Origin of the sequence: Streptomyces sp. NPDC019531 (genome assembly GCF_044903305.1) — a bacterium.
Taxonomy (GTDB): Bacteria; Actinomycetota; Actinomycetes; order Streptomycetales; family Streptomycetaceae; genus Streptomyces.
In genome coordinates this window covers 13,474-26,190 of sequence record NZ_JBJDQL010000058.1, presented here as the reverse complement: position 1 = coordinate 26,190, position 12,717 = coordinate 13,474, and the positions used below count along the sequence as shown (strand labels likewise).

Annotated in this window: 9 protein-coding genes; 2 read left to right on the top strand and 7 right to left on the bottom strand. The window is 69.9% G+C overall.

Annotated elements, in window-relative coordinates; translation table 11 throughout:
* Entirely contained in the window at nucleotides 1-558 is a 558-nt protein-coding gene (gene tpg, locus ACI2L1_RS40075; protein ID WP_404744391.1) for a telomere-protecting terminal protein Tpg, read from the top strand.
* 315 nt (nucleotides 559-873) lie between these two features.
* On the opposite strand, the gene ACI2L1_RS40070 is transcribed toward tpg, so the two are convergent.
* Together ACI2L1_RS40070 and ACI2L1_RS40065 are read right to left on the bottom strand one after the other, a co-directional pair.
* A complete protein-coding gene (locus tag ACI2L1_RS40070; RefSeq protein ID WP_404744410.1) occupies nucleotides 874-4,083 on the bottom strand; it encodes a tetratricopeptide repeat protein in 3,210 nt (1,069 codons plus the stop codon).
* 124 nt (nucleotides 4,084-4,207) lie between these two features.
* Nucleotides 4,208-4,549, bottom strand: a complete 342-nt coding sequence (locus tag ACI2L1_RS40065) for a trypco2 family protein (RefSeq protein ID WP_404744390.1) — start codon at nucleotides 4,547-4,549, stop codon at nucleotides 4,208-4,210.
* Between the two features lie 219 nt (nucleotides 4,550-4,768).
* Here ACI2L1_RS40065 and ACI2L1_RS40060 point away from each other — a divergent pair, with 219 nt between their 5' ends.
* On the top strand, nucleotides 4,769-5,074 hold the full coding sequence (locus ACI2L1_RS40060) for a DUF6247 family protein (RefSeq protein WP_404744389.1): 306 nt from the start codon (nucleotides 4,769-4,771) through the stop codon (nucleotides 5,072-5,074).
* 81 nt (nucleotides 5,075-5,155) lie between these two features.
* On the opposite strand, the gene ACI2L1_RS40055 is transcribed toward ACI2L1_RS40060, so the two are convergent.
* The 5 genes from ACI2L1_RS40055 to ACI2L1_RS40035 form a co-directional block, all read right to left on the bottom strand.
* Entirely contained in the window at nucleotides 5,156-5,353 is a 198-nt protein-coding gene (locus tag ACI2L1_RS40055) for a hypothetical protein (protein ID WP_404744388.1), read from the bottom strand.
* 2,005 nt (nucleotides 5,354-7,358) lie between these two features.
* Nucleotides 7,359-8,156, bottom strand: coding sequence for a helicase associated domain-containing protein (locus ACI2L1_RS40050; RefSeq protein WP_404744409.1), 798 nt, complete (start codon nucleotides 8,154-8,156; stop codon nucleotides 7,359-7,361).
* Between the two features lie 331 nt (nucleotides 8,157-8,487).
* Nucleotides 8,488-9,582 carry a hypothetical protein gene (locus ACI2L1_RS40045; RefSeq protein WP_404744387.1) on the bottom strand — a complete coding sequence of 365 codons (1,095 nt, stop codon included), beginning with the start codon at nucleotides 9,580-9,582 and terminating at the stop codon, nucleotides 8,488-8,490.
* A 272-nt stretch (nucleotides 9,583-9,854) separates the two neighbouring features.
* Complete coding sequence (locus ACI2L1_RS40040; RefSeq protein ID WP_404744386.1) at nucleotides 9,855-10,436, bottom strand: ASCH domain-containing protein; 582 nt, start codon at nucleotides 10,434-10,436, stop codon at nucleotides 9,855-9,857.
* A complete protein-coding gene (locus tag ACI2L1_RS40035; RefSeq protein ID WP_404744385.1) occupies nucleotides 10,433-12,487 on the bottom strand; it encodes a GNAT family N-acetyltransferase in 2,055 nt (684 codons plus the stop codon). Before ACI2L1_RS40035 ends, ACI2L1_RS40040 begins: the two co-directional genes overlap by 4 nt.
* Nucleotides 12,488-12,717: the final 230 nt, after the last annotated feature.

The window sequence follows — 12,717 nt, the reverse complement described above, 5'->3', positions numbered from 1 at the left end:
GTGGACATCCATGACGCGATTGAGCGAGCCGAGCAGGAGACCTTCACCCAGGAGCCGCCCAAGACCCTCAAGGGCCAAATCAACTACCTGGTGCGGCAGTTGGGCAGCGCGAAAGCCGTCGCGGCCGAGATCGGCGTCACCGCCGACTCCGTGAACAGGTACCGACGCGGGGCGCGCAAGCACCCGCCGAAGGACATCGCCAAAAAGATCGACAGCGCCATCCGGCAGCGGTGGCAGCCCGGTATCCGCAAGCGCCGCCGCCAGCATGCCGCGACCACGGGCGGGATCACGGTGGAGACGAGGGCCCGGTTCGGCTACACCGCGCCGGTCGGCACCACCGACGACGGCCGCTTCCGCCGCCTGACCGTCCATCTCCCGGCGACGTATGCACAGGCCCTCTTCGACGCCCGCGACGCAGGAGCAAGCGACCAGCAGATGCGGGAAATCATCGCCGAAGGATTCAAAGACATCTATTTCCAGGACGGCGGAACCCGCGCTATGGGGCTCTCAGATGTCGCACTCAACGACATTGATTACATCGACTTCGACCTGAAATAGGTAAAGCGTGGCCTCCAACGAATTCCAGGCCATTGACCGGGACAAGAGCCCTTAAACCTTTTCCAACCTCAGGTCCCGGCGTCTGCGCCGGATCGTGAGCAGCAGGGCGAGCCGAGTTGGGCTCCGCAGCGCGGGTAGGGGTGGCGCTCGACGTCGTCGGTGTCGATCTCGGTGATGTCCTGGGGGGGGGGCGTCCGTCACGCCCTGGCTCGGAACAGGGGTCCGCTACCACTTGGTTGAGGACAGGTTCTGGGAGTGGATCAGGCGTCGGGGCCGGGTTAGGGCGGCCGTATTCGATCTTTCTCACGGACAGGTTCATTTGTGAGAGTCGGGATCTTCAGGATTCGCCGCGAGCCAATCGCGCACGACTTGCGCATCCTGGAGACGGCCGAGGCCGAGGAGTGCCCCCGCCTGCAATTTCAACACTCTGCGCAGCATCGAGATGAACCCTGCGGGTTCTGCGGCTATGAGTGTGCGGTAGATCTCCACGGCCTCTGCGGACGCCTCCAGGGCCTCTCTCCACCGCCTTGCCGCCGACAGATCGGCGGCGAGGTTGTACAGAGAAAGGGCGAGGTCGGGTTCGTGGGCGGCGGGGTTGCCGCTGACTGGATCGGCCAGCCGCCGCAGGATCGCCACCGCCTCTGCGGACGCCTCCAGGGCTTCCGCCCGCCGCCCTGCCGCCGACAGATCGGCGCCGAGGTTGTACAGAGAATGGGCGAGGTCGGGTTCGTGGGCGGCGGGGTTGCCGGTGTCCGGGTCGGCTAGCCGCCGACAGATCGCCACCGCCTCGGTGGCCACATCCAGGGCCTCCGCCTGGCGCCCTGCCGCCAACAGATAGGAGCTGAGGTTGGTCAGCGAGCGGGCGAGGTTGGGTTCGTGAGTGGCGGGGTCGCCGGTGTCCGGGTCCGCCAGACGCCGATAGGTGGCCACCCCTTCTGCAGCCACCTCCATGGCCTCCGTATGCCGCCCTGCGTCTGACAACCCATGGCCGAGGTTGGTCAGCGAGGCAGCGAAGTCCGGTTCGTGGGCGGCGGGGTCGCTGGTGTCCGGGTGGGCCAGGCGCCGATAGATCGCCGCCGCCTCTGCGTTGACATCCAGGGTCTCCGCTCGCCGCCCTGCCGCCGTCAACCCGATGCTGAGGTTGGCCAGCGAACGGGCGAGGCCGGGTTCGTGGGCGGCGGGATTGCCGGTGTCCGGGTGGGCCAGGCGCCGATAGATCGCCACCGCCTCGGCGGCCACTTCCAAGGCCTCCGCCCTCCGCCCCTCCTCCGACAGACAGACGCCGAGGTTGTACAGCGAGAGTGCGAGGGCGGGCTCGTAGGTGGCGGGGTTGCCGGTTTCCGGGTTCGCCAGACGCCGATAGGTCGCCGCCGCCTCTGCGGTCGTCTCCAGGGCCTCCGCCCGCCGCCCGGCCCTCGACAACCAGTCGCCGAGGTCGGACAGCGAGCGGGCGAGGAGGGCGAGTTCTTCCTGTGCTCGGTTGCGTTGGGCTGCGGCGAGGTCACCAGCGAGTCGTGCTGCGAGGGACGCGAGGACGTGGGAGGTGGAGGGCAGTGCCGCGAGGGCGCTCTCCAGAACTCGGCGGTGGAGGGTGATGGTGTCCAAGGCTGTGTTCAAGTCGTCCAGGACCTGGTGGCTGGCGGGGTTGCGCCGGGCGTTGAAGTGGGCCACAGCAGCGCGTGCCAGGACGATGATGAGTTGCGCCTGCTGGTCCGGGGCAGCGGCTTTCATGAGCGCGGGCAGGGGAGTGTCGTCGCCGGTCAGGACAGTGGAGGCGTGGTACTCGGCGACTCTGTCCGGGAGCAGGGAGCCCCAGTAGCGCCCGACGCCCGGCGGGTACAGCGCGGCGAGCCACTCTGTTGTGGTGCCAATCTGGGTCTCGGGGATTTCGCGGATGGTGCGGGTCACGGTGCGGGCCTCCTCGCCAGTGGCGGCTCCGCATACGGCCGCGACCGCCACCGCGTGTGCCAGCGTCTTCGCCGTCAGGGCATCCAATTTGAAGGCGGGGGTTCCTGCACTCCTTTCCCAATAGCGCGCTTCATGCCAAAGCAGGACCTCCTCGGTGTCCTTGGCCGATGTGATCGTGACGGGGGCGGGGCCGTCCTGCAGGAGTGTGGTCAGGGCGGTCATCTGCAGGGTGAGGATGTTGTCGTAGCGCGGGCTGCGGATGTCGTCCGGAGCCTGGACAGCGGCGGCCAGGGCGCCCCAGTCATATGCAGGCATGTCAGGGACCAAGGGCAGCAGGCGGGCGAGCCCGGTCACAGCGTCGGTGAACGCCCTGGTACGGGCCAGGGGTGTGGGAGCGGCGGGCAGCAGCGGCGCCAGTTCGCTCACGACCGCCGCATTGAGGATCTCGTGCGCGGTGGCGTTGGTGCTGTAGGCGTCTTTGCGCCAGGGTCCGTCGGAACGGGCCAGCAGCAGCACACGGACCTTGTGGCGCGAAGCCTGTAGGTGCTGGATCAGGCGGTGCAGGAGCTGCGGCCGGGTCTCGGCGTAGTCAACGACAAGCAGCAGGTGCAGGGCGGTGTCCAGGGAAGTGAAGTCGGTGTGCATGTCGTGGTCGGTGAGGCGGGAGTCCACCTGCCCGGTGACCCACTCCTGTTGGCCCGCGAAGTCGGCCTCGGCCAGGAGGTCGGCCAGACGGCGGGCCAGGCGGGTCTTGCCCTGTCCGCCGGGGCCGGTGACCGCCTGGACGGACAGGGCACCGGGGCCGGTTTCGCACCAGGCCCGCAGGCGCTTCAGTTCGCTGTCGCGGCCGCGAAAGTCGACTGCCTCGGCGTCGGCGCGCAGCAGCATGGCCGGGGAGCGCAGGTCGCGGCGGCGCGCTGCGGGCGCGAGGAGATGGGCGGGTTCGGCCGGCTCCAGGATCGGGGTCCAGCCGGTGTGGCAGGTGAGCGCAGCGCGGAATCCGGGGGCGGCCAGGAGCTTGCTGGTGGGGGTGGCGGTGAGGATGGTGCCGCCGTCGGCTTTGAGATCGTAACGGGTGACGCCGCACAGCAAGGCGCCGTCGGGACTGTCGGCCAGGACCGCGGCCCCGGACATGCCCGACCAGCGGGTCAGGGGCGAGTCCGGCTCCAGGTCCGGCTTGAGGGTGGGGTCGGTGCTGGTGATCTCGTAGCGGCCGGCCAGGTAGTCGCTGGTGGGGGAGATGCACCCGTGAAGCTGGCAGCCCCGGCGAGGCCCGGAGCCGGATTCTCTGTACATGCGGGGATAGCCGAACAGGCTGACCAGGTGGGGGCGGGTGCCGATGAGGCGGCCCCAGCGCTGCGGCGAGCGGGTGCCAGTGTCCTGGAGCGACTCGGGCACGGACCAGCCGTCAGTGTCGTCGACCTCGACCAGTGCCGCGTCCACGTCGTCGTCCTTGCGATACCAGCGCACGGTCGCCGGGAACTCCCGCTCCATAGCCCTGTCAGGCTCACCAGACAGAGAGCCCGACCGACAGACCGTGATCGCTCCCCGCCGAGGGACGGCCCCGTCGTCGCCCAGGATATGAGCGGCTGTCAGAACCAGCCGCGGCCCCACCATGTAGCCACTGCCGAAGTACGGGTTGTCCTCTTCCCCTGGCGGGCGCAGGCGCACTTTTACCAGCCGGTCCGACTCCCACATGCCCCACGCCCCCTGGACGTTGCCCTGCTTTCCGCACTGGTCGCTATTCCCGGTCCCCGACCTCGCTCGGGCGGCCGTCCGGGGTACGCGGGTTCAGACGCACCGTGACCCTGTGGGTGGTGGTCTCGGTCTTCTCGCGCTTCCCGCCGAGAGCGGCTCCGACGCCCACGACGGCGAACCGCAGCGAACCGTCCGCCCCCGTGTTCCGGCCCAGCTCCATGCCGAGCTCTACAGTGATCTCCCCCAGCCCGAAGCGAACGCCTCGGTCCCCCTGCCCGTTGGGATCCGCGATACGCGACTGGGCGTTGGCGATCTGGTTGCGCAGCAACGTGATCGCGTCCGCCAGGTCCAGCCAGTCATCCCCTGTGCCGTGTGTGTCCGGCATTGCGGGCCCCCGTCCCGTCCGGCATCGAAACCGGACATCAGCTACTCAATCCCCACGGCTGATACAGCAAAACCCGCGGTCGCCGTCTGAAGGGGTGGAAGCGCCGCCACAACACCAGCCACGCCTCGATCCGATGCGTCGGTGAACGAGCCATGGCCACGCTCAAGCGCTGGCGTCTTCTGCGGAAGCTCCGCTGCGCAGCACCAACCGGATCACCGGATGAGCGCGCAGCCTGACCACGCACCCGTCACCCCATACGCCCCCGCGCCCGGAGCTCCGGCCGAACTGCTTGCGCAACTGCGCGCCGACCGGCCTGCGGGCCGGTGGGTACCGGCCTTCGAACAGGACTGGACGGCCGCGCTCGAGGAATCCCGCCGGACGTTCTCCCTCGCTGGGCTGTACGAGGTCATCCAGGTGTGGCAGGCCCGCATGGCTTCCGTGCCGGCGGTCGACGCGTTCCTCGACTCCGGCCGGGATGAGACCGGGTTCGTGGACCTGGAGGGGATCAGGAACAGGCCCCGGTGACCAGACAGCCGTACGCGGTCCGTTTTCATGCAGGTCCGGCAGGTGCAAGTAGTTGAGCGCGGCCGGGCCATTGCGTGGCAGTCAGGTGAGGAGGGCGTTGAGGGTGCCGACTACGGCGACGGCGAGGGTGATGACGGCGGCGAAGGTGGCGGCGGCGCGTGTGAGCGCGGCGGGGTAGGTGGCGCCATCCATGCGGGCGAGCTTGCCCGCGCCGGCGGCGGCCAGCAGCGCGACCACGGTCACGAGTGCGGTGGTGAGGAGAACGACGGCGACAGTCACGGCAGCTCCCGGTACACGGTGGGGTGTTGACGTGGTCGAAGGTCGCGGAAACCCTGTTCGCCGGGGTTCGCCGGAGGAAGATGAATACGGCGAACACGACGGTTCCGGGGGCGATCAGGTGCAGGACGAGCACTACGACAACCGCGATAGCCCTGCCCTTGCCGAGCTGCGCGCGAAGCTGAGCGACGGACTTGCCCGCAGCCGGATGGACAACAAGGACCTCCCCGTTCGGGCGGGGCTGGGGCGCACGACCGTGTGGGCGGCGCTGCAGGCCGGAGAGCCGGCGCCGTCGGCGAAAACGGTGGCTGCACTGGCCCGCGCGTTGAAGCTGCCTCCCGAGGAACTCCTGGCGTTGCAGCGGGAGGCGACCGGCAACGGCGGCGGCGCGCGGCCGGTACTGGGCCGTCCGATCGGGGAGTGGGATCCGCACGCCCTGGAAGTCCATCCGGCCGGTACCGCCCAGGACTGCTCCGGCGTACCGGAGCAGCGGGTACTGCCCGGCTACGTGCCTCGCGAGCACGACCGGATCCTGGCGGAGGCAGTGCAGAAGGTTAAAAAGGGCCACAGCCGGATGCTGGTCCTGGTGGGTGAGTCATCGGCGGGGAAGACGCGGGCGTGCTGGGAGGCCGTGCAGCCGCTGGCACAGCTGGGGTGGCGGCTGTGGCACCCCTTCGATCCCACCCGGGCAGAGGCCGCGCTGGAGGACCTGCACCGAGTCGGCCCGCGCACGGTGGTATGGCTGAATGAAGCTCAGCACTACCTCGGCGACTTGACGGCCGGTGAGCGGATTGCTGCGGCCGTGCACGACCTGATGATCAGCCCGGAGCGCGGGCCGGTCCTCGTGCTGGGCACGCTGTGGCCCGAGTACGCCGCCCGGTATACGTCGCTGCCCGCAGCTGGCGGGCCGGATCCGCACAGCCGGGTGAGGGAACTGCTCGCCGGACGCACCACGAGCGTCCCCGCCGCCTTCGACACCCCGGCCATGGCCGCGGCGACCGCGTTGGCCGAGGACGGTGACCGGCTTCTGGCCGACGCCCTTACCCGCGCCCGCGCCGACGGGCGCCTCACCCAGGACCTCGCCGGAGGTCCCGTGCTCCTGGAGCGTCACCGCTCTGGCAGCCCGGCCGCCAGAGCACTCCTCGAAGCGGCGATGGACGCCCGCCGCCTCGGTGTCGGCCTGCACCTGCCGCAGGCCTTCCTCACCGAGGCCGCCCCCGACTATCTCAACGACACTGACTGGAACCAGCTCACCGATGACTGGGCAGAGAAGGCCTACGTCGAGCTCGCCGAGCAGGTGCACGGCAAGCAGGCCCCTTTGAGCCGGGTCATTCGCCGACCGCAACGGCGCCCACCCGGCCCCTATATATCTGCCGACCCCCCCTCACCGCGGCCGACCGGGCCGGTGTTCCGCCTCGCCGACTACCTCGAACAGCACGGACGCTCCACCCGCCGCTACTTCTGCCCGCCCGCTTCCTTCTGGCACGCAGCACACAACCACCTCACCAGCCCCGAGGCCCTGGACAACCTCACCCAGGCAGCCGAAGTCCGGCACCGCCTGCAATGGGCCCACTACCTCCGACTCCGCGCCGCCGACCACGGCAGCACCTACGCCCTGGTCCACCTGGCCCGGATGCGGATCAAAGCCGGGGACCGGGAGGGCGCCGAGAACCTCTACCGGGAGCCCGCCGGCCATGGCGACGCCAATGCCCTGATGCTCCTGGCTCTGATGCGGGAGGAGGCTGGGGACCTGGAGGGCGCCGAAACCCTGGCCCGGGAGGCCGCCGACCACGGTGACACCGACGGACTGGCCTACCTCGCCCGGATGCGGGGGAAGGCCGGGGACCGGGAGGGCTCCGAGAGTCTCTACCGGGAGGCCGCCGAGCGCGGCCACACCAACGGCTTGGCCTTCCAAGCCGAGATGCGGGAGAAGGCCGGGGACCGGGAGGGCGCTGAAACCCTGGCCCGAGAGGCCGCCGACCACGGCAAAACCAACGGTCTGATCAACCTAACCGAGATGCGGGAGAAGGCCGGGGACCGGGAGGGCGCTGAAACCCTGGCCCGAGAGGCCGCCGACCACGGCGACACCTACGGTCTGAACCTCCTGGCCAAGATGCGGGAGGAAGCCGGGGACCGGCAGGGCGCCGAAGCCCTGGCCCGAGAGGCCGCCGACCACGGCGACAGCAACGCCCTGGCCTCCCTGGCCTTCAAGCGGGAGATGACCGGGGACAGGGAGGGCGCCGAGAACCTCTACCGGCAGGCGGCCAAGCACGGCCACAACTACGCCCTGATGTCCCTGGCCTTGATGCGGGAGAAGGCCGGGGACCGGGAGGGCGCCGAAACCCTGGCCCGAGAGGGCGTCGGCTACGGCGACAGCCACAGTCTGATCTCCCTGGCCTCGATGCGGAAGGAGGCCGGGGACCGGGAGGGCGCCGAGAACCTCTACCGGGAGGCTGCCGACAATGGCGACGCCCTCGGTCTGATCTTCCTGGCCCGGATTCGGGAGGAGGCCGGGGACTGGGAAGGTGCAGAGAATTTCTGCCGACAGCGGGTTCCACCAGGGGTCCAGGGCGGTCAGGCGCTGTCCCAGGCGGGTGGGCCGGCCCGTGCGGCGCTGGCGCAGGCGGGCGGCGGCCAGCCAGGCGCCCAGCGCGAAGCCGTCGGCGGTGGTGGGCCGGGATACCGCGAGGTGGCCGTGCCGGGCGGCGAAATCATCCGCGACGGCCAGGGCCTGGTGCGCGACCTGGGAGGCTGCCGAAGCGGCTGCGGCCGAGTTCCTCACACCCCTGCTGGGGAGCGATCCCATCGGTGTCTGGGATCCCGAGCAGCGCCAGTGGCGGGCGGCTGAACTGCCGCAGGCGTTGATATCCCCTGCCGTCCCGCAGCTGGCTGTCGCGCCGGGACCCTGACCAGCACACCAGCCTCCTTCCCGACCCTGCCTGATCAGGCACCAGCCCAGACGACGCCCGCTTCGCCGATTCGGCCCGCACCGGGCGACGCCCTCGGGTCGGCGCGCGGATGCCCGTACCGGCCGCCCCCGCGTCGACCAGGAGGTGCTGCGCTGGGTCTTCAGCCGCCTGGGCGCCTCACCCTGAAAGCAAGCCGGTGAGGCGCGTCGAGCAGGAGTTGTGAGCTCGTCAGTCTGCGGTCGGGGGACGGTCGTCGAGGACGATGGTCGTCACCTCGCCGTTGTGGCGCTCGGTGCTGGCGGTGGTGACGGCCTGGTGGGTGCGGGTGTGGATGGCGTGGGCGAGGGCCCAGGCGGCGAGGTCGTCGTCGGCGGGCTGGTTGAGGATGTGCTGGGTGGTGACCAGTACGGCGAGCAGGGAGCGGCCGGAGAGGTGGGTGTCTATCTGTCCGTCGTCGGTGTCGCTGATGGTGTCCGGCAGCCGGAAGTGGGCGTGTGCGAGGGACTTTTCCACCAGGAAGGCCCAGGTGTCCTTGTGGCAGATCAGCCGGGCGGAGGAGACGGCGGCCGCTGCCAGCAGCCCGCGCCGGTACTCGGCCTGCTGCTCATTGATGACCGTGGGCTCGCTGCTCGCCGTGCCGGGTTCGGCTGGTATCGAGGGCGGCGCCGCGGCCGGGGCGGGGCCGGGCGCGGTGGGTTCGGTGCCGTCTTCTCGGGCAGGAGGTGCGGACGGCAAGACACCCGCACTGTCCGCCACTTCGCCGTGAACGGCGGGAGCGGGCGAAGCACTGGCGAGGTCACCTGGTGCTCGCTCCGCGGCCTGCCCGTTCGCCGCGACCTGGTCCGCCGGCTCGGGCGGATCGCGGAAGATGTGTCCGGCTCCGGTGGGCGGCGGGTCGTCGGCGGCGTCCGGGGCGTGCTGGTCGGGCACGGGGGTGTCGTCCTTCCGCTCGTCGTCGAGGCTGGCCCCTGTCTCGAGGGCTGGGGCCGGCCGCGCCTCGATAACGTCCTCGGCTGGCTGCACGGTGCCGGGGATGTGAGGCAGGCCCAGGGTGTGGGCCCAGGCCTGGGCGATCTCGCGGCGCAGGTCGTCGACAGCGGAGCGGACCTGGCCGAGGTCGCTGAGCATCCGCTCCTGGCGTCGGCGCAGTTCGCGGTTTTCCTCCCGTACGCCGGTGGTGCTGTAAGTGACGTGTTCCAGGACCTTGCTGTGGCGGCTCTCCTGCACCTGGTGCAGCGCCGTGATCCCGGTATGGGGATCAGCGAGCATCCGGCGGACCTCGCCGAGCTCACCGATGATCTTCTCTATGTCCCGTCGTGCCACGCGCCCTCCCATCGCATTGACCGGGACATCCCTTTCCGCACGCTCGCGAACTGACGCTGCATTTTTCGGCCGTTTCGCGTATGCCGGACGGATCTGCCCGGGCGTGGGCCCGCCACTGACTGAGTTCCGTAAGTCGGCTTACGGAGCCCAGTGCTGTTTCGGCTGGCATGGCCGCGGCACGTGTCTGGGATCGCTTCTTCAGAGGCCGCGGCCGGTTCGGCACGCATGCATGGCGCCCGCGCGGCGGCATGCGGGTACTACGCCGTGCGCTGCTATCGCAGGGATGGGCCGGCGGTCAGTGCTGCCGAGCGCAAGGGGCCCGGCAGAGGGGATGGGGAGGCTGACATGCGGTGCCCGGGAGCGGCGTGCGGGGAGTGCGCGGGCAGGGCTGGCCCGGGAAGCTGGCCGAGGAGTTCGTCGGCGGCGTCGTGTCCGGCCACCAGCTGCTGCAGGACTTCGGTGGTGAGGTAGCGGTAGCTCTGCGGGGGGTGGAAGGCGCTGGTGGTGCGGAGGTGGTCGAGGGGGACCGGGCTGGACAGCGGGCGGGGGGTATCCAGCAGGAGGGCGGAGGCGTGGTCCGCGCCGTTCATGTAGGCGGTGTATTCGGCTTTGCTGATGCCGCAGTTGGTGCGGTGGCGGCGCCAGATCTGTCCGGGGGCGGCGGTGTCCACGCCGGTCAGGCGGGCGGTTCCGGTCAGGGCCATGACGGGGGAGGTGGCGTAGATGATGACCAGTGTGCCGGGTGGGACGGCGACGCGCTGGCGCCGTAGTTCGACGGTCTTGGCGCCGGTGAGGATGGCTGTGGCGAACCGCGGGTGGAGCGAGAGCAGCAGGGCTCGTTCGGGCGTGTTCACCGCAGTCGGTGGCCTTCCTCGTACAGGGCGCGGAACAGGTCGGGTGAGATCTTGTAGACCGACTGTACGTTGACGTTCTGCCCGTGCCGGGCACCGAGTTCGACAAGTCGCCGGTGGGACACCGTGGAGGGGAACAGCGCGGTGTCGGAGAAGCGCAGGGCCATCGCCTGTCCCGCGTACTTCTGGGAGGTTTCCAGCACGTCTTTGCGACGGTAGACGCCGAGGTGCTTGAACTGCCGGTAGAGGCGCTCGGCGTCGTCGATCACGCACTGCTCGAGTCGGGAGCAGGCGAAGACGGCGGACACCTTCATGGTGTCGTCGCTGCTGGCGTACCAGAGGATGCGTGCCGGGGCGCTCTCCCCGCGCGGGAGCGGGGCACGGTAGTAGACGTGTTCGCGGCTGAGGCCGAGGTTGTGGTCGCGCGCGAGGAGTCCTTCGGGGTAGCCGAACAGCTCGTAGCTCCACCGCGGCTGGACGGGAATGAGGAAGGTGGGCAGCTCGGCATCGGTGATCTTCACGGGCCACCAGGCGTGTTCGACGGCGGACGCGGCGGCGGCCGGCAGCCCAGCGGTGAGCGGGGGCAGCGTCAGACCGAGCCGTCCGGCCAGGTGGGCCACGTGGGCGTCGAGGGCCGCAGTGTCGGTGAGCTGGTCCAGGACGAGCGCGACGAGGCTTCTGTCGCCCGCCGGGCGGAAGGCGTCCTCCTCGGTGGCCGCCGAGACTGTGCGCTGCAGATGGGGATCACTCAGACGGAGGACCTCGACGCCCTCGGTGCGGCAGCGCTGGCGCAGCAGGAACAGAAGCTGCCGGGCCAGCGTGGCGCCGAGCGCATGCTGCTCGTCCACGCGCAGCAGCGGGACGTGGAGTTCGCCGTCGCGGATCTCATGGCAGTAGGTGGCCAACAGCCGGCCGTCCTGGTCGGTGATCTGCTGGCGAATCCACCGGCCCGGTGAAGCGGCGAAGTCCCGCAGCCGCTTCTTGAATGCCTTCTGCTTCTCCCCGGCGGGCCTGTTGAGGAAGACCAGCTGCTGCTGCTCCTGGCCGGCGGCAACGGCTGTCGTGGTCATGGCCGTGCCTAGCAGGCTGCCGGGCTGGTAGGCCTGCGCTCGGGTTAGCGCATCGATGGCCAGCACGCAGTCGGTCGGTCCCAGGATCCGCACCCCGCACACCTTCTCCGCCACAGGGCTGAGGGCGATCAGACCTTCATCGCGGGTCACCAGCAGCTGCACGCCCGCGGCCTGGGCCTGCACGACATAGGCAAGATCTGCGCTGTCATTGGGCGTGCGGGGCAGCTCGATGCCCAGATCTTCCCAGGCTGCCTCGATCAGTTTCCTCAGGACCTGGTCCTCATCGACCTGTTCAAGCTCAGGGTGGTGATAGCCCATCAGCGCATGGATCTGGGCTTTGCGTTCGGCGGCATGGCCGCCGTTGTGGATCTCGGTGACGAGCTGCGGCAGCACGACCAGTTTGAGCAGGTCCACCAGCCAGGTGGCGGCCAGGGCCTTGGTCTCCTGCGCACCGTTTCGCGGCAGCGAGCTGTGCAGGTCGGCGAAGATGTTGCAGTCCATCGCCGCAGTCACCAGCGCCGGCGATTCGATCTCGGTGAACAGGTCCGGATGGCCGTGGCTGCGCCACCACACCACCAGGGGTTCTCGCGACTGGCCGCGGCCGGGAACCTCCGTGCGCATCTGGAAGCCCAGCCGGGTCCACATCTTCTCCAGGCCGTAGTTCTTGCGGCACTTGAGCGTGATGCCCAGCCGGTCGGCATGCCGACCGGAGATGGCGTCGACCAGCTGTGCGTTGATGCCCTGGCCGCGGTAGGGGGCGTCGACGCACAGGTGCGTCAGGCGGACCCGCTCGCCGGGCAGGCCGTACAGGGCGTAGCCGGCCAGCTGGCCGCCCTCGACGGCGGCCAGCAGTGTGCCGGCCTGCGCAGCCTGCCGGAACGCCGCGTGCGGCAAAAACCCCAGTGTCTTGCGGTTGCGGTCACCCAGGCCGATGACGGCGTCCAGCAGTTCCTCGTCGTCCGCGGCCACCGCTGTGATCCGCACTCTTCCCGCACCCACCGCGTTCACCGGCACAGCGGCATCCCCCGATACGTCTGATGATCTGTCAGGCATTGAGTGTGGTCGCCTTGGTCATCTTTGTCAGCCGAACATGCGGCATTTCGCCGTTAAGTGGCTCAGGCGGCCATAGAGACGGGGGGTCTTGGGGCGGGCCCCCGACACTAGGCTGGCCCCCCCAACACCCCCCCGGTGGGGGCGGGGGGAGGCCCTGGTGT